This window comes from Labedella phragmitis, from assembly GCF_004078635.1.
In the GTDB taxonomy this organism is placed as follows: Bacteria; Actinomycetota; Actinomycetes; order Actinomycetales; family Microbacteriaceae; genus Labedella; species Labedella phragmitis.
In genome coordinates this window covers 98,315-119,756 of the sequence record NZ_RZNB01000005.1, presented here as the reverse complement: position 1 = coordinate 119,756, position 21,442 = coordinate 98,315, and the positions used below count along the sequence as shown (strand labels likewise).

The following is a 21,442-nucleotide window of genomic DNA, read 5'->3' as shown; positions in this document are numbered from 1 at the left end:
GAGCCGTCCTAGAACGCGCTGGCGATCAGGAAGATCGCGAGGGACAGGATGAAGCCGCACACGCCGACGAGGGCCTGACCGACCGTCCAGGTCTTGAGGGTCGTCTTGGTGTCCATGCCGAAGAACTTGCTGACGAGCCAGAACCCGGAGTCGTTGACGTGGCCGGCGAAGACCGAACCGGCGGCGAGGCTCAAGACGATCGCCGCGACCTCGATCGGGTTGAACGACGTGGAGTCGACGACGATCGGCTGCACGAGGGCGGCGGCCGTCGTCAGGGCGACCGTGGCGGAGCCCTGCGCGATGCGGACGATCGCGGCGATGAGGAAGCCGGCGACGATGACGGGGAGGCCGATCGCGTCGAGCGACTCGGCGAGGGCCGTTCCGATACCGCTCGAGCGCAGGACGCCACCGAACATGCCACCGGCGCCCGTGATGAGGATGATCGAGCAGACCGGGCCGAGCGCGCCGTCGACCACGGTCTCGACGAGGGTGCGCTCCTTGCGCGCTCCCCAACCGAGCAGCCACATGCCGAGGACGACCGTGATGAGGAGGGCGACGGGCGTCTCGCCGAGAAGACGGAGCGCTTGCACCCACACCTCGTCGAGCGACACCCAGCCGGCCGTCGCCGCGAAGTTGAGGCCCGTGTTGAGGAAGATGAGGATGAGGGGCAGCACGAGGAGGAACACGATCGTGCGGAGCTTCGGCGCCGAGGCGAAGGCGTTGTCGGAGGAGTCGGCCCGCCCGAGGATCTCCGGGACGGCGATGTCGTAGCGGCGGCCGACGAAGCGCCCGAAGTGGTAACCGACGACGTACCAGGTGGGCAGAGCCACGACGAGTCCGAGGAGGAGCACGAGTCCCGGATTGGCGCCGAGCAGCCCGGAGGCCGCGACGGGGCCGGGGTGCGGCGGAACGAAGATGTGCATGACGGAGAACGCCGTCGCGGCGGGGAATGCGTAGAGGAGCAGCGAGCCGCCGAGGCGACGTGCGATGGTGAAGATGATCGGCAGCATCACGACGAGTCCGGCGTCGAAGAAGATCGGGAAGCCCATCATGAGCGACGCCATCGACAGGGCGAGCGGCGCGCGCTTCTCACCGAACCGTCGGATGAGCGCGTCCGTGAGGACCTGTGCTCCCCCGCTCAGCTCGAGCATCCTCCCGAGCATCGCACCGAGCCCGACGAGGAGCGCGACGGTCGCGAGGGTTCCACCGAAGCCCTGCGTGAGGACGGTGACGATCATGCCGACGGGGATGCCGGAAGCGATCGCCGTCAGCAGGCTGACGATGATGAGAGCGAGGAACGCGTGGATGCGGAACTGCATGATGAGCACGAGCAGCAGCGCGATCGCTGCGGCGGCGATCAGAAGGAGCGCAGCGGGCGGCAGCGTCCAGAGCAGGTCGAACTCGACGCCGTTCGGCGTCGTGGCGGTTCGGAACAGGGTCGGAGACATCGGTGTCCTTCGCAGTGAGTGGAGCGGGTGCGGGTCAGGGGGTCGTCACGGCGGGCAGCGCCGCGATGATCTGGTCGGCGAGCTCGTCGGGGCTCGCCGTCACGTCGACGACGACGCCGCGCTCGTCGTCTTCGAGGGGCTCGAGCGTGGCGAGTTGCGACCCGAGCAGTGTCGCGGGCATGTACTCGTGATCGCGCGCGCCCATGCGGTCCGCGATGAGCTCGCTCGATCCGCGGAGGTGCACGAAGATCGCCTCTGGGGCGTGGCGCCGGATGAGGTCGCGATAGCTCTTCCGGAGGGCCGAGCACGCGACGATCGTCGCGTGCCCCTCGACGAGCCCGGCGTCGATGAGCTCTCCGATGCGGTGCAGCCACGGCCATCTGTCGTCGTCGTCGAGCGGATGACCGGCGCGCATCTTCTCGCGGTTCTCATCGGGGTGGAGGTCGTCGCCGTCGATGAAGGGCAGATCGAGGCGCTCGCCGAGCAGGGCGCCCATCGTGGACTTGCCGCTTCCCGAGACGCCCATGACGATGATCGGGGGTAGGGAGTGGGACGACATCGTTCCTCCATCGGTTCCGTCGGACGCATCTTTACATCCGACGAATAACAAGCTGGAGCGCATTACGTCAGATTTAAGGAAGAAGCTATCACGGCGTGCTCGCGCGGTCCAACGACCGTAACGTCTGCCCCCGACGACCGACAGCCCGGGACATGCCGCGGCGATGTCGGTATCGTTGTCCTCGGCCCTGCGCGCGCCCTGCGAAGCGTCGGCCCACGAGAACTGAATCGACAGGAGCACCGTCCATGGCGGAGAACGAGCACGGAACAGCCAACATCGGAGTGGTCGGACTGGCGGTGATGGGCTCGAACCTCGCCCGTAACCTCGCCAGTCGCGAGGGCAACACGGTGGCCGTCTACAACCGGTCATACGAGAAGACGGAGACCCTCCTCTCCGAACACCCCGAGGCCGGTTTCGTCGGCTCGAAGACGATCGAGGAGTTCGCCGCGAGCCTCTCGACCCCCCGGACCGCGATCATCATGGTGAAGGCCGGAGCCGGGACCGACGCCGTCATCGACCAACTCGCCCAGGTCTTCGAGCCGGGCGACATCATCGTCGACGGCGGCAACGCGCTCTTCACCGACACGATCCGCCGCGAGAAGGCCGTGCGCGAGACCGGGATCCACTTCGTGGGCGCCGGCATCTCCGGCGGCGAGGAGGGCGCGCTCAACGGCCCGAGCATCATGCCCGGCGGCTCCGCCGAGTCCTACGAGACCCTCGGTCCGATCCTCTCCTCGATCGCCGCGGTCGCCGAGGGCGAGCCGTGCGTCACGCACGTGGGAACCGACGGCGCCGGTCACTTCGTCAAGATGATCCACAACGGCATCGAGTACGCCGACATGCAGCTCATCGCCGAGGCCTACGACCTCATCCGCCGCGGGACCGGGAAGTCCCCCGCCGAGATCGCCGACGTGTTCGCCGAGTGGAACACCGGTGAGCTCGAGAGCTACCTCATCGAGATCACTGCCGAGGTCCTCCGGCAGGTCGACGCCGAGACGGGCAAGCCCCTCGTCGACGTCATCCTCGACCAGGCCGGCGCCAAGGGCACCGGCGCCTGGACCGTCCAGACGGCCCTCGACCTCGGCATCCCCGTCTCCGGCATCGCCGAGGCCGTCTTCGCCCGTTCGCTCTCGTCGAAGCCGGCTCAGCGTGCCGCCGCGACCGACCTGCCCGGGCCGAGCGACGCCTGGACGGTCGACGACCCCGAGACATTCATCGAGGACGTGCGCCGGGCGCTCTACGCCTCGAAGATCATCGCCTACTCGCAGGGCTTCGACGAGATCGTCGCGGGAGCCGAGCAGTACGGCTGGGACATCGAGAAGGGCGAGATCGCGAAGATCTGGCGCGGCGGCTGCATCATCCGCGCCCAGTTCCTCAACCGCATCACCGAGGCGTACGCCGAGGACGCCGGTCTCGTCGCACTCGTCACGGCCCCGTACTTCCGCGACGCCGTCGCGGGCGCTCAGGACAGCTGGCGCCGCGTCGTCGCCACGGCGGCACACGCCGGCATCCCCGCCCCGGCGTTCTCCTCGTCGCTGTCGTACTACGACGGCCTCCGCGCCGATCGTCTGCCGGCGGCGCTCGTGCAGGGTCAGCGCGACTTCTTCGGAGCGCACACCTACAAGCGCATCGACAAGGAGGGCACCTTCCACACGCTGTGGTCGGGCGACCGCTCCGAGATCAGCGCCGTCGACACGCACTGACCGAGGCCTCGGACACCGGAGAACGATGAGCACCGTCACCGCATCGGACGCCGGGAGCACGTCGGCGAGCACCTCGCTCGCCCGGCTGGTTCCCGGCGTCCTGCTGTCCGTGTCCGGTCTGCTCATGTTCGGGCTGCACTGGCGCCCGGGTGCCTACCTCGTGCTGCTCGCGGCCGTCGCGCTCGGATTCGTCGCCGACCGGTCGCTCGGTCGCGACCTCTCGCTCATCGGCTTCGGGATCGTCGTCGTGAGCCTCGTCGAGGTCAGCACCAACATCGAGTGGGGGCACATGCTCGTGATGGGCGCCGCGCTCGCGGCCGCCGTGCTCGGTCCCTACCTGGCGTCGCGGTTCTGGTTCCGCGATCACGCCGTGCGTTTCCCCGTGCTCACCGGGAAACGCTGGACGCTCCGTGAGTACGGCTATCTCGTCGGCATCGTCGCTCTCGGGTATCTCATCCTGCCCGTCTACATGATCTCGACGGGCGTGTTCGAGAACTGGCCGGCGGCCACGGACGCCGGCGCGGTGTTCCGGCTGTTCCTCGGCACGAACGCGCTCGGCATCTGGGACGAGCTCTTTTTCATCTGCACGTGCTTCGCGCTGCTGCGGCGGCACTATCCGCTGTGGACGGCGAACCTCCTGCAGGCCGTGATCTTCACGTCGTTCCTGTGGGAGCTGGGCTTCCACGCGTGGGGTCCGCTCCTCATCTTCCCCTTCGCGCTGATCCAGGGACTCACGTTCACGCTCACGAAGTCGCTGAGCTTCGTGGTCGCCGTTCACCTGCTGTTCGACTTCGTGCTCTTCCTCGTGCTGATCCACGCGCACAGCCGCGACTGGTTCGCGATCTTCCTCTACTGACGAGACGGCTACACCCGCACGAGGGCGCCACGTCCACGTGGCGCCCTCGTGACCGAAGTGGCGCCCTCGACGATCAGGTCCGGTCGCGCGCCCTCAGGACAACCGCGCGACCGAGCACACCGAAGAGCACGACCCCGAGGGCCGACGCCGCCGCGACGGGCGGCAGCGCGAGCACGAGTACGACGCACCCGACGAGGCCGACGATCGCGGTCGCACGGAGCGCCCGCACCGCGGGCACGCGGGCGGCCAAACGGAACGCCGAGAGGTTGGCGACCGCGTAGTAGACGAGGACGCCGGCGGACGAGAGCGTGACGGCCGTCGGGACGTCGACGAACAGCACGAGGAGCACGACGACGCCCCCGAGCACGAGCTCCGCCCGCACCGGCACGCGCGAGCGCGGGTGCACGTGGTCGAGGAATCGCGGCAGATCCCCCTCCCGCGCCATCGCGAAGCTGGTCCGGCCGATGCCTGCCATGAGTCCGAGGAGGGTTCCGAGCGCCGCGAGCGCCGCCCCGGCCTGCACGATCGGGACTGCCTCCGCCCACCCCGCCGCGCGGACGACGTCGGCGAGCGGCTCGCGGCTCGCCGCGAGGCCGTCGACCCCGAGAGCCAGCATGCAGACGAGCGCCACCGCCGCGTAGACGACGAGCGCGACGACGAACGAGATCGTCACGGCGCGCGGGATCGTGCGCTCGGGAGCACGGACCTCCTCCCCCAACGTGGCGATGCGGGCATATCCCGCGAACGCGAAGAAGAGGAGTCCGGCCGACTGCAGGACGCCGTACACGCTCCCGAGCACTGCCGGGGCGGCGTCGAGAGCGCGCGTGCCCTCTGCCGCGCCGCCCGCCGCGACTCCCGCCGCCACGACGACGACGAGCACCGCGAGCACGAGCACGACGATGACGCGCGTGACGACCGCCGTCTTCGTCACGCCGAGGGCGTTCACGATCGTCAGGGCGACGACCGCAGCGACGGCGACGTAGCGCTCGAGCTCCGCCGGGGCCGCGTAGGCCGCGACGGCGAGGGCCATCGCCGCGCAACTCGCGGTCTTGCCGACGACGAAGCACCACCCGGCCACGAAGCCCCACCAGTGGCCGAGCTCCGCGCGACCGTAGGCGTACGCTCCGCCCGAGGTCGGATGGGCCGCCGCGAGCCGGGCCGTCGAACGCGCATTGCACCAGGCGACGACGGCAACGACGAGCAGACCGACGAACAGGAGCGCGCCGGCCGAGGCCGCGGCGGGCGCGAAGACGACGAACACCCCGGCGCCGATCATCGATCCGAGACCGATCATCACGGCGTCACCGAGACCCAGCCGCCGTTCGAGCCCGGGTGGGTTCGTCGGCGTCGACGCTGGCCCTGATGGCGCTGACATGCTCACGCGATCATGCTCCCCTGCGGCGGTGAACAGCGGGTGACGACGCTCGTACGCCGGGCGGCGCACGAGGTCAGGCGGCTGACGGGATCAGGCGGCGCCGTCGAACATCGACGTCACCGAGCCGTCGTCGAAGACCTCGTGGATCGCGCGCGCGATGAGCGGGGCGATCGGGAGGATCTCGAGCGTCGGGAACCGCTTCGCCTCGGAGATGGGGAGGGTGTCCGTGACGACGACGGAGTCGATCGCGTCCGACTGCAGGAGCTCGGGAGCCGGGTCGCTGAACACGGCGTGCGTGGCGGCCACGACGACACCGATCGCGCCGGCGGCCTTGAGCGCCTCTGCCGCCTTCACGATCGTGCGTCCCGTGTCGATGAGGTCGTCGACGAGCAGGCAGACCCGACCCTCGACCTCTCCGACGATCTCGTGCACGGTCACCTGATTGGGCACGAGGGGATCGCGCCGCTTGTGGATGATCGCGAGGGGGGCACCGAGCTTGTCGCTCCAGATGTCGGCGACGCGCACGCGGCCCATGTCGGGAGACACGACCGTGAGCGTCGACGCGTCGAGCTTCTCGCGGAAGTGCTCGAGCAGGACGGGCATCGCGAAGAGGTGGTCGACGGGGCCGTCGAAGAAGCCCTGGATCTGTGCAGCGTGGAGGTCAACGGACATGATCCGATCGGCTCCGGCCGCCTTGAAGAGGTCGGCGACGAGTCGAGCGGAGATCGGCTCGCGACCGCGGCCCTTCTTGTCCTGGCGGGCGTACGGGTAGAACGGCGCCACGACGGTGATGCGCTTGGCCGATGCGCGCTTGAGCGCGTCCACCATGATGAGCTGCTCCATGAGCCACTCGTTGATCGGTGCGCAGTGCGACTGGATGACGAACGCGTCGCTGCCGCGCACGCTCTCGTCGTAGCGCGCGTAGATCTCGCCGTTGGCGAAGGTGCGGGCGTCCGTGTGGACGAGCTCGGAGTCGAGCTCCTCCGCGATGGCTTCCGCGAGCTCGGGGTGAGCACGTCCCGAAACGAGCACGAGCCGCTTCTCACCACTGATCTTGATGCCGGACACTGGGCCTGCTTCCTGCCGTTTTCCCGGCTCTTGCGCTCTGATGCTCGGCTGGAGGACTACTCGTCGGACGCGACCGCTTCGGCCGCCGACGCGGCAGCACTGCCCGGCCGGTTGGCTACCGTCCACCCCTCGAGGTTCCGTTGGGGTGCCACGTTGATGGCGAGGGCGCCGGCCGGCACGTCCTTGCGGACGACCGTTCCCGCACCCGTGTACGCTCCGTCTCCGATTCTAACGGGAGCGACGAACACGTTGTGCGACCCGGTGCGGACCTCGTCGCCCACGACCGTCGAGTGCTTGTCGACGCCGTCGTAGTTCGCGAAGATCGTGCCGGCTCCGATGTTGGCACCCTCCCCCACCGTCGCGTCGCCGACGTACGACAGGTGCGGGACCTTGCTGCGGGGGCCGATCTTCGCGTTCTTCGTCTCGACGAACGTGCCGATCTTCCCCGCGGCGCCGAGGTAGGTGCCGGGACGCAGGTACGCGAACGGCCCGACCGTCGCGCCGGCGCCGATGACCGCGAGCGTTCCGTCGGTCCGGCGGACCTCGGCGTCCTGTCCGATCTCGCAATCGACGAGGGTCGTGTCGGGTCCGACGCTTGCTCCCGTCTCGACGACGGTCGCCCCGAGGAGCTGCGTCCCCGGCTTGATCGTGACGTCCTGCGCGAGCGTCACGGTGAGGTCGATCCACGTCGTCGACGGGTCCTGCACGGTGACGCCCGCGAGCTGCCACTTCTGGATGATGAGCGCGTTGAGGCGGGCGGCCTGGCGCGAGAGTTGCGCCCGGTCGTTGACGCCCTCGACCACCCAGGACTGGGACACGGGCACGGCGGCGACCTCCTGGCCGCCCTCACGCAGGAGCCCGATGACGTCGGTGATGTACTTCTCGCCCTGGGCGTTCTCCGTCGTCAGTCGCCCGAGCTGCTCGCGCAGCGATCGCACCGAGAACACGTAGACGCCCGCGTTGATCTCGGTGACGGCGAGCTCGTCGGGACCGGCGTCCTTCTGCTCGACGATCCGGTCGAGACCGCCCTCCTCCGAGCGAACGACCCGGCCGTAGCCCGTCGCGTCGTCGAGGACCGCGGAGAGGATCGTCGCGACGGCCTCGCCGGCGCGGTGGCGCGCGAGCAGCTGCGCGAGCGTGTCCGAGTCGAGGAGCGGGACGTCGCCGTTCACGACGAGGACGTCGCCATCGAAACCACCGGGGAGCGCCTCGACGGCCTGCTCGACCGCTCGCCCCGTGCCGGGAACATCGTCCTGGTCGACCACGAGGCTCTCCGGGAGCTCGCGCGACACGACGTCGGCGATGCGGTCGCGTTCGTGCCGTACGACCGTCACGACGTGCTCGGCGCCGAGCGCTCGAGCCGTGGCGAGGACGTGCCCGAGGATCGGGACGCCCGCGAGGGTGTGCAGCAGCTTCGGCGTCGCCGACTTCATGCGCGTCCCTTGCCCGGCGGCGAGGATGACGACGGCGAGGGCTGAGTCACGGGGGGTCTGTTCGCTCACGCTCCGCCTCCAGGATTCGAACCTGGTCCTAACAGCTCCAAAGGCTGTCGTGCTGCCGTTACACCAAGGCGGACCGTGCGGCGGCCGAACCGACGCACCGCTCCAGTCTGCCAGATCGGGAGCACCCATCCGGTGGTCGCTCGCGCGGTGCCGCCCGTCGGGTGGACCGCGATAATGGGTCCATGGCGGAGCAGAGCGACGAGGTCGACCGGATCGTCGAGGCGTGGGAGCGCGAGCGACCGGATCTCAACTTCTCCCCCCTCCAGGTGCTGTCGCGCGTGTCCCGCTTGACGCGCCACCTCGACCGGGCACGTCGACAGGCGTTCGCGCGGTCCAAGCTCGAGTCGTGGGAGTTCGACGTGCTCGCCGCGCTCCGTCGGGCCGGTGAGCCCTACATGCTCAGTCCGAAGCAATTGCTCCAGCAGACCCTCGTCTCGAGCGGCACCATGACGAATCGTATCGACAGGCTCGTCGCCGCCGGACTCGTCGAGCGCCGGACCGATCCACACGACGGACGCGGCATCCTCGTCGTGATGACGCCGACGGGGCTGACGCGAGTCGACGCCGCGATCACGCGTCTCGTCGACGCCGAGGCCGAGCTGCTCGCGAGCCTCACGGCGTCCGACCGGGCGCGCCTCGCCGGCCTCCTCCGGAAGCTCAGCGTGGACTTCGATCAGGTCGGCGAGAACGCCCAGCTCTCCTGAGCGGCGACCGGGACGACGACCGGAACGCCGGCTCGGCTCAGCGGCGCAGCACCTTCCGGGCGAGCCCGTTGCCGAGGAACTGCACGACCTGCACGAGGATGATGACGATCGCGAGCGACGTCCACGTGACGGCCGGTTCGAACTGCCGGAAACCGTACTGGATGGCGAACGCACCGAGTCCGCCTCCGTTGATGACACCGGCGACGGCGGACATGTCCACGATGGCCACGAAGACGAACGTGTAGCCGAGGATGAGCGGGCCGAGCGCCTCGGGGATCACGATCGTGAGGATCGTGCGCAGCGGGCCGGCACCGGCGGCGCGGGCCGCCTCGATGACACCAGGAGACACCGTGAGCAGATTCTGTTCCACGATGCGGCTGATGCCGAAGGTCGACGCGAGAGAGATTGTGAAGATCGCCGCCTCGGTCCCGATGCCGGTTCCGATCACGAGGCGCGCGAGCGGCTGGAACGCCGTCAGGAAGATGATGAACGGGATCGGCCGGAAGATGTTGACGATGACGTTGAGCACGCCGAACACGACACGGTTCGCGAAGAGGTTGCCCGCTCGCGTCACGTAGAGGGCGAGCCCGACGATGAGCCCGCCGATGCCGCCGAACAGCAGGCTCGCGAAGACGAGCCAGAGGGTCTCGAAGGCCGCTTCGGCGAACAGCGGAGCGAGGTCGATGACGGCGTCCATCACACCACCTCCACGATCTCGACGCGCTCGCGCAATCGGTCGATGACGGCGTCGATGCGCTCGTCGGCACCCGTGAGTTCGAGCGTCAGGTTGCCGAACGCCCGCCCCTGGATCTCGTTGACCCCGCCGTAGACGAGCTCGAAGCCGATGCCCTCGCGACCGAACTCGAGGAAGACGTCCGACTGGCTCGCTCCCCCGTCGCGGAAGGTCACCGTGACGAATCGCCCGGAATGCCGGGCGCGCAGTGCCTCGAGATCGATGTCCGACGGGACACCCTTCACGACGGTCGAGACGAAGCGCTGCGATGCTGGCGACTGCGGCCTCGAGAACACGTCGAAGACGTCACCGCTCTCGACGACGCGGCCCTTCTCCATGACCGCCACCTTCGTCGCAAGCGACTGCACGACGTCCATCTCGTGCGTGATGACGATGATCGTGACCCCGAGCTCCCGATTGACGGTGCGGAGCAGGCCGAGGACCTCATGGGTCGTCTCGGGGTCGAGCGCGCTCGTCGCCTCGTCGGCGAGCAGGATGCGTGGGGACGTCGCGAGAGCGCGCGCGATGCCGACGCGCTGCTTCTGTCCTCCCGAGAGCTGGTCGGGGTAGTTGGACGCCTTGTCCGCGAGGCCGACGAAGTCGAGCAGCTCGTCGACGCGCGCCCGGATCTCCGCCTTGGGACGCCCCGCGACCTGCAGCGGGTACGCGATGTTGCCGCGCACGGTCCGCGACGAGAAGAGGTTGAACTGCTGGAAGATCATGCCGATGCCGAGCCGCAGCTTCCGCAGCTCGCGCTCCGAGAGCGTCGTGATGTCGGTGCCGTCGACGATGATGCTGCCGGAGGTCGTCGACTCGAGGGCGTTCACGAGCCGCACGAGCGTGCTCTTGCCCGCGCCGGAGTACCCGATGATGCCGTAGACGTCGCCCTCCTCGATGTCGAGGTCGACGCCGTCGATCGCGCGGACGGGCTCGCCTCCCCGTGTCGAGGCCGGATACACCTTGGTCACGTCTCGGATCTGGACGAGAGGCACGAGTGCTCCTTCTGTGTGGGTCTCGGTGACGTGCGAATGCGGCGACCGGGTCGCGGTCGCCGCATTACGCGGGTGGTTCGTCGGGACGCGTCAGCTCGCCTCGGCGATGTCCGCCTGGACGTCCTCGAGCGACGACTGGAGGTCTTCGACCGGGGTCTTCAGGATCACGGCGGTGTCGCCCGAGTTCTCGACGACGCCGTCCGTCACGGACTTCGTGTCCTGGTAGATCTCCACGAGCTGCGCGTAGGTCTCATTGTCGACGTCGTCGGAGCGCGCCGCGAAGATGTTGACGTAGGGCAGGGCGTTGGGGTCGTTGGGGTCGTCCTCCGCGATGACGTCGTCGGGCGAGAGTCCCGCCTTCGTGGCGAAGTCGTTGTTGATGATCGCACCGGCGACGTCGGGAAGCGAGGTCGCCGTGAGGTCGGCGGCGAGCGGCGTCACCGTGACGCGCGAGTCGGCGGCGACGATCTCGTCGGGCGTCGAGAAGATGCTGCCGCCGCCCTCGAGCTCGATGAGCCCGGCCGACTGCAGCACGAGGAGCGCGCGGGCCTGGTTGCTCTCGTCGTTCGGGATCGCGATCTCGGCGCCGTCGGGGATGTCCTCGACCGAGTCGTACTGCGTCGAGTAGAGCGGGAGCGGGTAGATCGCGGTGGAGCCGATCGGCTGGAGGTCCTCACCGGCCTCCTCGTTGTACTGCGCGAGGTAGACGATGTGCTGGAACTGGTTGATGTCGATCTCGCCGGCCGACAGCGCGGGGTTCGGCTGCGTGTACTCGGCGAAGTCGACGAGCTCGACCGTGATGCCCTCGTCCGCCGCGGCGTCGACGTAGGTCTCCCAATACGGGTCGCTCGCGCCGACGACGCCGATCTTCACGGGGTTCGACTCCGTGCCCTTGTCCTCGGCGCTTCCGGCACCCGAGCCCGCTCCGCACCCGGCGAGCAGTCCGACGACCGCGATCCCCGAGACGGCTGCGGCGATCTTCCTGGTGAGCTTCAAGGCGTTCGGCATGTGGTTCCTCCGTGCTGGTGCGGGTGCTGGTGCTGGATGCTGTGATCCGGGGGGGGCGCACTGCTGCAGCGCCACCGTCATCCAGGGTAGGCACGGCTCGGGGACCGTCCCGACAGACACGTAACACAGCGGAACATGACGCGCCGGCGGAACCCGTCGGGTCGGCGGAGCAACACCGTTCTAGCCCAACTGCTCCTGAAGGTCGAGCCAACGCAGTTCGAGGCCGTCGATCTCCTCGTCGATCTCCTGGAGACGGCGTTGCAGGACGCCGAGGTTCTCGTAGTCGCTCTGGTCGGACTCGGCGAGCTGCATGTGCAGTGCCGCCTTCTCGCTCTCGAGCTTCGCGATGCGGCGCTCGGCGGCCGAGAGCTCCTTTTCGGCCGCGCGCCGCTCGGATCCGCTCAGCCCGGACGCGGTCGGCGCGGCAGCGGCGGACGCCGTCGACGCGGCGAACGACGACTCGTGGAGCGTCCCCGAGCGCGCGTCGTCCTCGAGGGCACGCAAGCGCACGTACTCGTCGACACCGCCGGGCAGGTGCCGCAGCTTCCCCCCGATCACCGCGTACTGCTGATCCGTCACGCGCTCGACGAGGTAGCGGTCGTGGGAAACGACGAGGAGCGTGCCGGGCCACTCGTCGAGAAGATCCTCGATCGCCGCGAGCATGTCGGTGTCCATGTCGTTCGTCGGCTCGTCGAGGATGAGCACGTTGGGCTCCGAGAGCAGGACGAGCAGGAGCTGGAGGCGTCGCCGCTGGCCGCCCGAGAGCTCCCCGATCGCCGTCGACAGTTGCGCGCTCGAGAACCCGAGCCGTTCGAGCAGTTGACCGGGTGAGAGGTCCTTCCCGCCGATCGAGTACGCCGTGCGCAAGCGACCCACGACGTCCCGCACGCGTTCGTGCTCGAGGCCTTCAAGCTCCTCGAGGCGCTGCGACAGCGTCGCGACGTTGACGGTCTTCCCGCGCTTCACGCGGCCCGTCGAGGGCTCCAGGGTGCCGGAGACGAGGGAGAGGAGAGTCGACTTGCCCGCGCCGTTCGCGCCGAGGATCCCCGTGCGCTCGCCCGGGGCGATCCTCCACGTGATGCCGTCGAGGACACGTTTTCCGCCGAACTCGACGCTGATGTCCTCGAGGTCCACGACGTCGCGGCCGAGGCGGGCCGTCGCGAGCCGCGAGAGCGCGATGCTGTTGCGAGCGGGCGGCTCGTCCGCGATGAGTTCGGTCGCGGCGTCGATCCGGAACTTCGGCTTCGACGTGCGCGCGGGCGGGCCGCGCCGCAGCCAGGCGAGCTCCTTGCGCATGAGGTTCTGCCGACGGGACTCGGACGCCGCCGCCATCCGGTCACGCTCCACGCGCTGGAGGACGTACGCGGCATAGCCGCCCTCGAACGCCTCGACGATCCCGTCGTGCACCTCCCACGTCGTGGTGGAGACCTCGTCGAGGAACCACCGGTCGTGGGTCACGACCACGAGACCGCCGGACGAGGCGCTCCAGCGGGACCGGACGTGCTGCGCGAGCCACGCGATGCCCTCGACGTCGAGGTGGTTGGTCGGCTCGTCGAGCATGACGACGTCCCAGTCGCCGACGAGGAGCGCGGCGAGCGCGACGCGGCGCTGCTGGCCGCCGGAGAGGGTCGAGAGTTCCGCGTCCCAGGCGATGTCGGAGACGAGACCCGCGATGACGTCACGGACCCGTGCGTCACCCGCCCACTCGTGCTCGGCCCGGTCGCCGACGATCGCCGCCGACACCGTGAGCGAGGGATCGAGGACGTCGCCCTGGTCGAGCATGCCGATCGTGACGCCCCGACGCGACGTCACGCGGCCGTCGTCGGGCTGCAGCCGTCCGGCGAGGAGCGAGAGGAGGGTCGACTTGCCGTCGCCGTTGCGCCCGACGACGCCGATACGGTCGCCCTCGGAGACACCGACGGTGACGCCGTCGAAGACCACGCGGGTCGGGTACTCGAGGCGGAGCCGTTCAGCCCCGAGAAGATGTGCCACCCTTCGAGACTACCCGCGCTTCGCCGACCTCGACGCCGCCGGATCTCCCGCTCGGTTCCGCCGCGGGTCGACCGTCGAGCAGCGGGGCCGTCAGTCGGAGACGACGCGAGCGCCACCGACCGGACCGGTCACGCGAGCCGCCCGCAGACCCGACGCGCTCAGTGCCACCTGGAGGTCGATCGCCGACTCGACGTCGGAGGCGAGCAACGCGACGGTCGGTCCCGATCCGGACACGATGCCGGCAAGGGCTCCGCTCGTCTCCCCGAGTTCGAGCACGTCCGCGAGCTCCGGACGCAAGCGCAGGGCCGGCGCCTGCAGGTCGTTCGACAGGCAGTCGGCGAGCATCTCGGGGTCGCCCGCGCGCAAGGCGTGCAGGACGTGGGGATCCACCGACGGGGCCGTCGAGGCGGGTCGGATGTCCGCGGCGTACCGCTCACGGTGCGCGTCGAGGGCCGTGTAGACGGCGGGCGTCGACATCCCCTCATCCGAGAAGGCGACCACCCAGTGGAAGGAGCCGCGGGCGAGCGCCGGGGACAGCCGGTCGCCCCGATCCGTCCCGATCGCGGTGCCTCCCATGAGCGCGAACGGCACGTCGGCCCCGAGCCGCGCGGCGAGCTTCAGGAGCTGCTCCTTCGGGAGTCCGGTGCCCCACAGCGCGTCGCACGCGACGAGGGTCGCCGCGGCGTCCGCGGAACCACCGCCCATGCCTCCGGCGATGGGCACGTTCTTCTCGATGTCGAGATGCACGCCTCCGCGATGTCCCGTGCGGCGCGCGAGGGCTCGGGCGGCTCGGATCGCGAGGTTCGACCCGTCGGTGGGCAGGGACGAGACGTCGACCGAGCCCGAGAACTCGACGGAGAAGCCGTCAGCGTCGTGGGCCACGACGTCCTCGTAGAGGGACACGGCCTGGTAGGCGGTCGCGACGTCGTGGTAGCCGTCGTCACGCACCTCACCCACCCGGAGGAAGACGTTGATCTTCCCCGGTGCACGCACCCGTACGGGCTGACGCGCGGCAGTGGCTCCCATGCCTCCAACCTAGACCAGCGGGAAAGCGCTCCACTTCCCCTCTCCGGTAGTCGCGTCGGGCCGACGGTCAGACCGCGAGGAGTTCGCGACCGATCGCGATGAATCGATCGACCTCGAGCTCCTCGCCGCGCGCGGTCGCGGCGACTCCCGCGGCCTCGAGCGCGGCGATCGCGCGTGACGAATCACCGAAGAGGGGGGCGAGCGATTGACGCAACATCTTCCGTCGTTGCCCGAACGCGTTGTCGACGACGTCGAAGGTCGCCCGACGCAGGCTCTCGTCACCGGGCTGCTCGTCGGCGCGCTCGAACGCGACGAGCACCGAGTCGACGTTCGGCACCGGCCAGAAGACCTGCCGGCCGACATTCCCGGCCGTGCGGAACCGGCCGTACCAGGCCGCCTTGACGCTCGGTGACCCGTAGATCTTCGATCCCGGCAGGGCCGCGAGCCGGTGTCCGACCTCCGCCTGCACCATGACGACGCCCGAGCGCAGCGAAGGGAAGCGCTCGAGGAAGTGCAGCAGCACGGGTACGGACACGTTGTACGGCAGGTTCGCGACGAGGCGGACGGGGTCGCCGGGGAGCTCGGCGATCCGGAGGGCGTCCTCGTGCACGACGGTGAGGTCGGCGTCGGGAGCCAGCAGCCCGACCGTCTTCGGGAGCTGTTCCGCGAGCCGACCGTCGATCTCGACGGCGACGACCGCGGCTTCGGCGGCGAGCAGCCCGAGCGTGAGCGACCCGAGCCCCGGACCGATCTCGACGACGGTCTCCCCCGCTCGAACGCCCGCGACCGACACGATCCGACGCACGGTGTTGGCGTCGATCACGAAGTTCTGCCCGAGCTTCTTCGTCGGCTGCAGGTCGAGCACCTCGGCGAGGTCGCGGATCTCCGCGGGCCCGAGCAAGCGCACGTCAGGCATCGAGGCCGTCGTCCCACGAGCCGTACACGCGCTCCGTGTTCGCGGTGATGTCGGCGGCGAGTTCGTCCTCGTGGACGCCGAGCGTCGCGGCCATCGAGCGGAGCGTGTACGGGATGAGGTACGGCGCGTTCGGGCGGCCGCGGAACGGCGTCGGCGTGAGGTAGGGCGCGTCCGTCTCGACGAGCACGAGCTCGCGCGGCGCCACCGCGAGAGCGGCTCGCAGACCCGCGGCGTTCGAGAAGCTCACGGTGCCGGCGAACGAGAGGTACCAGCCGTTCTCGGCGCAGATGCGCGCGAGGTCCTCGTCGCCCGAGAAGCAGTGGAAGACCGTCTTCTCGGGGGCGCCGACGCGCAGGAGGGTCTCGACGACGGCGTCGTGGGCGTCGCGATCGTGGATCTGGAGCGCGGTCCCCGAGCGCTTCGCGATGTCGATGTGCGCTTCGAAGGCTGCGAACTGCGCGTCCCGCCCGTCCTCGCCGGTGCGGAAGAAGTCGAGCCCCGTCTCGCCGACGCCGCGGACCCGGGGCCTCGACGCGAGTGCGGCGATCGTCTCGATCGCCGCGTCGAGCTCGCCGGCGGCCGCGAGCTCCGGAGCATCGTTCGGGTGGATCGCGACGGCCGCGAGCACGCGGGGGTCGACCGCGGCGAGCTCGGCGCTCCAGATCGACGTCGCGACGTCGGTGCCCACCTGGACGACGCCACGGACTCCCGCCGCGACGGCCCGCGCGAGTTGCGTCGAGAGGTCGAGCGGGTCGTCGCCGTCGGCGACTTCGAGGTGGGTGTGGTTGTCGTAGACGGGCACCGCGAGCGGCACCGGCTCGTCCGGCCAACTCCGATCACGCCGTCCCTGGTCGGAACGGGACCTCACGTGCGATGCGTCCGCCATGGCGTTCAGGACGTCGCGAGCTCGATGCGCGGGAAGAGCGGCTCGAGCGGTGCGACCGTCGCGCCCGCCGGCAGCTGACCCCACCGGCCGGCATCACGGATCGGCTGGTCGCGCAACGCGCCGAGCGCCGCCTCGGCGCCGATCGCGCTCCACAGCACGGGCGTGGTCGTCGTGAGCACGGGCGAGAGCAGCACGGCGAGTGCGCGGAGCCCCTCCGTGGCCGTGTAGAGCACCGTCGCGAGCCGGTCGCGCTGTGTCTCGTCCTTCGCCAGCACCCACGGCGCCTGCTCCGTGATGTAGCCGTTGAGGGCGTCGACGATCGTCCAGACCGAACCGATCGCCTCGTGGAGCGCGAGGCGGTCGATAGCCGCATCGGCGTTCGCCGTCGCTTCGGCGACGATGCGCTGGATCTCGTCCTCGGCGGCCGTCGACTCGCCCGGAGCGGGGAGCACGCCGTCGACGTACCGGCCGACCATGGCGATGACCCGTGACGCGAGATTGCCGAAGCCGTTCGCGAGCTCGGCGTGGTAGCGCGCGTGCAGGTCCTCCCAGCTGAAGGAGCCGTCCTGCCCGAACGCGATCGCGCGGAGGAAGTAGTAGCGGAACGCGTCGGACCCGAACGTGTCGGTGATCTCGCGGGGAGCGATGCCCGTGAGCTTCGACTTCGACATCTTCTCGCCGCCGACGAGCAGCCAGCCGTGCGCGAAGACCTGCTTCGGGACCTCGAGGCCCGCGGCCATGAGCATCGCGGGCCAGATGACCGAGTGGAACCGCAGGATGTCCTTCCCGACCACGTGGGTCGCGGGCCAGCGGCGCGCGAACTGCTCGGGATCATCGGAGAGGCCGACCGCCGTCGCGTAGTTGAGGAGCGCGTCGAACCACACGTACACGACGTGGCTCTCGTCCCATGGCACCTTCACGCCCCAGTCGAAGCTCGAGCGCGAGATCGAGAGGTCGTTGAGTCCCTGCTTCACGAACTGGACGATCTCGTTGCGCGCCGAGTCGGGCTGGACGAAGTCGGGCTGCTCCTCGTAGAGCGCGAGCAGACGGTCGGCGAAGGCGCTCATGCGGAAGAAGTAGTTGCGTTCGCGGAGCAGCTCGACGGGCTTCGAGTGGATGGCGCACACGAGCTGACCCTCGTACTCGCCCGTTCCGTCGAGGAGTTCGCTCGACTGCTTGTACTCCTCACAACCGACGCAGTAGTAGCCCTCGTACTCGCCGGCGTAGATGTGGCCGTCGTCGTAGAGCTTCTGCAGGAAGACCTGGACGTTGTGCTCGTGGTGCGGGTCGGTGGTCCTGATGAAGTCGTCGTTCGCGACGTCGATCGTCTCGAGAAGCGGCTTCCACGCCTCGGCGACGAGGCGGTCCGCCCACTCCTTCGGCGTAACGCCGTTCGCGACGGCCGTGCGCATGATCTTCTCGCCGTGCTCGTCCGTGCCCGTGAGGGACCACGTGTCGTCACCGGCCTGGCGGTGCCAGCGGCTGAGCACGTCGGTCGCCGCCTCCGTGTACGCGTGCCCGATGTGCGGGGCGTCGTTCACGTAGAAGATCGGCGTCGTGATGTAGAAGGAACGGCCTGAAGACATGGAGTCAATCCTAGGACGCGGCGGGGCCTCGGGGCGCCGTGTGACGGGAGGGCCGCAGGGCCTTCCGGAGCACGGTCAGGACGGCCGTCGGGCCTCCAAGGCGGCCTGGTAGAGCTCCCGTCGACCGAGTCCCGTCGCCTCGGCGACCTCCGCCGACGCCTCCTTGAGACGGGCACCGGCACCGACGAGCGCGAGGACCTGCTCGGTTCCCGACGCGAGGGAGAGCGTCGCGGGCGCCGCCCCCTCGACGACGAGGCAGATCTCCCCCTTCACCCCATCGGCCGCCCACGAGGCGAGCTCGGCGAGACCTCCGCGGCGGACCTCCTCGAAGTGCTTCGTGAGCTCGCGGCAGACCGCCGCCCTCCGGTCCGCGCCGAAGACCTCCGCGGCGGCGGCGAGACTCTCGGCGAGGCGCTGTGGCGACTCAAAGAACACCATCGTGCGCGGCTCGCCCGCGAGGGCCGTGAACGTCGAGCGCCGCTCCCCGGGCTTCCGCGGGAGGAAGCCCTCGAAGCTGAAGCGGTCGGTCGGCAGCCCGGAGACGGCGAGCGCCGCGATGACGGCGCTCGGTCCGGGGATGACCGTCACGCGGATACCGGCGGCCACGGCGGCCTCCACGAGGTGGTACCCGGGATCCGACACGGTCGGCATCCCCGCGTCGCTCAGGACGAGGACGTCGGTGTCGCGCGCGAGCTCGACGAGGTCGGCGCTCCGCTCGCGCTCGTTGTGGTCGTGCAGGGCGATGAGTCGCGGGCGCTCCTCGATCCCGAGGGCCGAGAGGAGCCGCATCGTCGTGCGGGTGTCCTCGGCGGCCACGACGGGAGCGGAGCGGAGCGCCTCCACGAGTCGGGGCGACGCGTCGCCGAGGTTGCCGATGGGGGTCGCTCCGAGCACGATCATGCCCCCAGTCTGACAGCCGCTCGACGGCCCGGGACCGGCCGAGCACCTAGCATGGTCAGCGTGACGGCAACCGGCCAGGACGGCGAGCGCGCGAGTGCGAGTTTCGACGACGTCCTCCTCGATGGACCCGACGAGGGAGTCGAGCACCGGGAGCCTCCCTCCTCCCCCGGACGACCGGCACTGTCGACTCGCGTCGAGTCCTGGTGGAGCGCCCTCGCCGGTTCCCCCGGGTACCGGCGGCTGTGGTGGTGGGCCGGCCCGGCGGTCGTGACGCTCGTCGCCGCCGTGCTGCGGCTCTGGAATCTCGGCCACCCCCACGCCCTCGTGTTCGACGAGACCTACTACGTCAAGGACGCGTGGACGCTCTGGAACACGGGAGCCGAGCGCTCCTGGCCGGAAGCAGCGGACGACGCGTTCGCGGGCGGTGACGTGAACGCGTGGCTCGACAGCCCGAGCTACGTCGTGCACCCGCCGCTCGGCAAGTGGATCATCGGCCTCGGCATGGCGCTCATGGGCCAGGGCGCCGACAGCGCCGGATGGCGGATCGCGACCGCCGTCATCGGCACTCTCGCCGTGCTCCTTCTCACCCTCATCGCGCGTCGGCTCTTCTCGTCCACCCTGCTGGCCGTCGTCGCGGGCGGACTCTTCGCGATCGACGGTCACGCGATCGTCATGTCGCGCGTCGCGCTGCTCGACACGATGGTGATGTTCTTCGCCCTCCTCGGCGTCGGTGCGGTACTGCTCGACCGGGAGTGGTCCCGGCGGCGGTTCGACGACTGGGTCGTGCGGAGCGGAAGCGATCCGCGGCACTCGTGGGGACCCGTGCTCTGGAACCGACCGTGGGTGCTCGCGGCCGGGTTGGCGTTCGGGCTCGCGACGAGCGTCAAGTGGTCGGGTCTGTATTTCCTGGCGGTCTTCGGCGTCTACCTCGTGGTCGTCGATGCGCTCGCGCGGCGCCGAGCGGGCATCCCGTTCTTCTGGAGCGCGGCGATCCTCCGCCAGGGTCCCGCGACGTTCGTCCTGCTCGTCCCCGTCGCGTTCCTCGTCTACCTCGCGAGCTGGACGGGGTGGCTCCTCGGCGACGACGGCTACGACCGTACGTGGGCGGACCAGCCCGGCAACGCGTGGACGGGGCCGTTCGCTTTCGTGCCGACGGCGCTCCAGAGCCTCTGGCACTACCACCAGTCCATGTATGCGTTCCACGTCGGGCTGATCTCGCCACACCCCTACCAGGCGTCGCCGTACGGGTGGCTGCTCCTCGTCCGGCCGACGTCGATGTGGTACTCAGCGACGCCCGGTGGAGCCGAGGCGATCACCTCGATCGCGAACCCCGTCATCTGGTGGGCGTCGATCGCCGCTCTGCTGTTCCTCGTGTACCGCATGCTCGTGCGTCCGGACTGGCGGATCGGCCTCGTGCTCACCGGGGTCGTCGCGGGGTACGTCCCGTGGCTCCTCTACCCCGACCGCACCGTCTTCCAGTTCTACACGATCACCTTCGAGCCCTACCTCCTCCTCGGCCTGACCTACGCGATCGCCGCGATCGCCGGACGTCGGGGCGACGATCCGGGGAGGCGGACGGCCGGCATGATCGCCGTGGGCGTCTTCCTCGTTGTCGCCGTGCTCCTGAGCGCGTTCTGGTACCCGTTGTGGACGGCGACGTGGTCGACCGACGTCTTCATCCGCCTGCACTACTGGCTGCCCGGGTGGATCTAGAGCAGCTTGTACACGGCGCCGACGTAGCCGTCGGGTCGCGACAGGTCGATCGCGACGACGTGGAGCCCTCCGCGGTCGACGTCGACGCGAGGACACCGGGCTTCCCCCGGCCGCTCGGCGCCTGCGTGCCGTGCTCGACGACGAGCCCCGTCGCGACGAGGTCCCCGACGAGGTCGGATATCGTGACGCCGCGTCGAGCCGACGGGAGCGTTCAGATCATGGCGGGGGCGAGTGTCGACGCCTCGAACGCCGCCCTGATCGCTGCGACGGGTGTCGACGCCGTCCACGCCTCCGCCAAGCGCATCGAATCGGGAGCGTCGGCCCCCGCGCTCTCGCTCGGGTCGGACGCCCGCGCCGGCGGCCCCGATCACGAGACGACGGGCGAGGACGCCTCCATCGCCATCCGGGACGCGCTGCCCTGCTGACCCGGTCGGCCGCCACGGAGGCGGACGGGATCCGACCACGGGTCGGGGAG

The 21,442-nt window shown here is 69.8% G+C and carries 19 protein-coding genes and 1 tRNA gene; 5 read left to right on the top strand and 15 right to left on the bottom strand.

The window, feature by feature from the left end; translation table 11 throughout:
• Nucleotides 1–8 precede the first annotated feature (8 nt).
• On the bottom strand, nt 9–1,448 hold the full coding sequence (locus ELQ90_RS12675; protein WP_128495655.1) for a GntP family permease: 1,440 nt from the start codon (nt 1,446–1,448) through the stop codon (nt 9–11).
• A 34-nt stretch (nt 1,449–1,482) separates the two neighbouring features.
• A complete protein-coding gene (locus tag ELQ90_RS12670) occupies nt 1,483–2,007 on the bottom strand; it encodes a gluconokinase (protein WP_243696169.1) in 525 nt (174 codons plus the stop codon).
• A 245-nt stretch (nt 2,008–2,252) separates the two neighbouring features.
• On the opposite strand from ELQ90_RS12670, the gene gndA reads away from it, so the two are divergent.
• Nucleotides 2,253–3,710 carry an NADP-dependent phosphogluconate dehydrogenase gene (gene gndA, locus ELQ90_RS12665; RefSeq protein WP_128495654.1) on the top strand — a complete coding sequence of 486 codons (1,458 nt, stop codon included), beginning with the start codon at nt 2,253–2,255 and terminating at the stop codon, nt 3,708–3,710.
• Between the two features lie 25 nt (nt 3,711–3,735).
• Entirely contained in the window at nt 3,736–4,566 is an 831-nt protein-coding gene (locus ELQ90_RS12660) for a CPBP family glutamic-type intramembrane protease (RefSeq protein WP_128495653.1), read from the top strand.
• 73 nt (nt 4,567–4,639) lie between these two features.
• Here ELQ90_RS12660 and ELQ90_RS12655 read toward each other — a convergent pair whose 3' ends face one another.
• The 4 genes from ELQ90_RS12655 to ELQ90_RS12640 form a co-directional block, all read right to left on the bottom strand.
• Nucleotides 4,640–5,941 (bottom strand): APC family permease, encoded by a 1,302-nt coding sequence (locus ELQ90_RS12655; RefSeq protein WP_128495787.1) that lies wholly within the window; start codon nt 5,939–5,941, stop codon nt 4,640–4,642.
• A 90-nt stretch (nt 5,942–6,031) separates the two neighbouring features.
• Nucleotides 6,032–7,009, bottom strand: a complete 978-nt coding sequence (locus ELQ90_RS12650) for a ribose-phosphate diphosphokinase (RefSeq protein ID WP_128495652.1) — start codon at nt 7,007–7,009, stop codon at nt 6,032–6,034.
• Between the two features lie 56 nt (nt 7,010–7,065).
• Complete coding sequence (gene glmU / locus ELQ90_RS12645; RefSeq protein ID WP_279432139.1) at nt 7,066–8,511, bottom strand: bifunctional UDP-N-acetylglucosamine diphosphorylase/glucosamine-1-phosphate N-acetyltransferase GlmU; 1,446 nt, start codon at nt 8,509–8,511, stop codon at nt 7,066–7,068.
• 1 nt (nt 8,512) lies between these two features.
• Nucleotides 8,513–8,584, bottom strand: a tRNA-Gln gene (locus tag ELQ90_RS12640).
• 109 nt (nt 8,585–8,693) lie between these two features.
• On the opposite strand from ELQ90_RS12640, the gene ELQ90_RS12635 reads away from it, so the two are divergent.
• Nucleotides 8,694–9,215, top strand: a complete 522-nt coding sequence (locus ELQ90_RS12635; protein WP_128495651.1) for a MarR family winged helix-turn-helix transcriptional regulator — start codon at nt 8,694–8,696, stop codon at nt 9,213–9,215.
• A 37-nt stretch (nt 9,216–9,252) separates the two neighbouring features.
• On the opposite strand, the gene ELQ90_RS12630 is transcribed toward ELQ90_RS12635, so the two are convergent.
• The 9 genes from ELQ90_RS12630 to rsmI all read right to left on the bottom strand — a co-directional run bounded on the left by ELQ90_RS12630 (nt 9,253) and on the right by rsmI (nt 19,254).
• Nucleotides 9,253–9,912, bottom strand: a complete 660-nt coding sequence (locus ELQ90_RS12630) for a methionine ABC transporter permease (protein WP_128495650.1) — start codon at nt 9,910–9,912, stop codon at nt 9,253–9,255.
• Nucleotides 9,912–10,940, bottom strand: a complete 1,029-nt coding sequence (locus tag ELQ90_RS12625; RefSeq protein WP_128495649.1) for a methionine ABC transporter ATP-binding protein — start codon at nt 10,938–10,940, stop codon at nt 9,912–9,914. Before ELQ90_RS12625 ends, ELQ90_RS12630 begins: the two co-directional genes overlap by 1 nt.
• A gap of 90 nt (nt 10,941–11,030) precedes the next feature.
• On the bottom strand, nt 11,031–11,948 hold the full coding sequence (locus tag ELQ90_RS12620) for a MetQ/NlpA family ABC transporter substrate-binding protein (RefSeq protein ID WP_128495648.1): 918 nt from the start codon (nt 11,946–11,948) through the stop codon (nt 11,031–11,033).
• Between the two features lie 180 nt (nt 11,949–12,128).
• Nucleotides 12,129–13,940, bottom strand: a complete 1,812-nt coding sequence (locus ELQ90_RS12615) for an ABC-F family ATP-binding cassette domain-containing protein (protein ID WP_128495647.1) — start codon at nt 13,938–13,940, stop codon at nt 12,129–12,131.
• Between the two features lie 90 nt (nt 13,941–14,030).
• Nucleotides 14,031–14,966, bottom strand: a complete 936-nt coding sequence (locus ELQ90_RS12610; RefSeq protein ID WP_128495646.1) for a 4-(cytidine 5'-diphospho)-2-C-methyl-D-erythritol kinase — start codon at nt 14,964–14,966, stop codon at nt 14,031–14,033.
• A gap of 67 nt (nt 14,967–15,033) precedes the next feature.
• Nucleotides 15,034–15,882, bottom strand: coding sequence for a 16S rRNA (adenine(1518)-N(6)/adenine(1519)-N(6))-dimethyltransferase RsmA (gene rsmA / locus ELQ90_RS12605; RefSeq protein WP_128495645.1), 849 nt, complete (start codon nt 15,880–15,882; stop codon nt 15,034–15,036).
• On the bottom strand, nt 15,875–16,768 hold the full coding sequence (locus tag ELQ90_RS12600; protein WP_128495644.1) for a TatD family hydrolase: 894 nt from the start codon (nt 16,766–16,768) through the stop codon (nt 15,875–15,877). The genes rsmA and ELQ90_RS12600 overlap by 8 nt, the downstream gene beginning before the upstream one ends.
• Before the next feature lie 5 nt (nt 16,769–16,773).
• On the bottom strand, nt 16,774–18,354 hold the full coding sequence (metG, locus tag ELQ90_RS12595) for a methionine--tRNA ligase (protein WP_128495643.1): 1,581 nt from the start codon (nt 18,352–18,354) through the stop codon (nt 16,774–16,776).
• Nucleotides 18,355–18,429: 75 nt separating this feature from the next.
• Nucleotides 18,430–19,254 carry a 16S rRNA (cytidine(1402)-2'-O)-methyltransferase gene (rsmI, locus tag ELQ90_RS12590; protein WP_128495642.1) on the bottom strand — a complete coding sequence of 275 codons (825 nt, stop codon included), beginning with the start codon at nt 19,252–19,254 and terminating at the stop codon, nt 18,430–18,432.
• Between the two features lie 60 nt (nt 19,255–19,314).
• Here rsmI and ELQ90_RS12585 point away from each other — a divergent pair, with 60 nt between their 5' ends.
• Both ELQ90_RS12585 and ELQ90_RS12580 read left to right on the top strand, forming a co-directional pair.
• On the top strand, nt 19,315–20,967 hold the full coding sequence (locus tag ELQ90_RS12585; RefSeq protein ID WP_243696168.1) for a dolichyl-phosphate-mannose--protein mannosyltransferase: 1,653 nt from the start codon (nt 19,315–19,317) through the stop codon (nt 20,965–20,967).
• A gap of 182 nt (nt 20,968–21,149) precedes the next feature.
• Nucleotides 21,150–21,392, top strand: a complete 243-nt coding sequence (locus ELQ90_RS12580) for a copper homeostasis protein CutC (RefSeq protein WP_128495640.1) — start codon at nt 21,150–21,152, stop codon at nt 21,390–21,392.
• Nucleotides 21,393–21,442 lie beyond the last annotated feature (50 nt).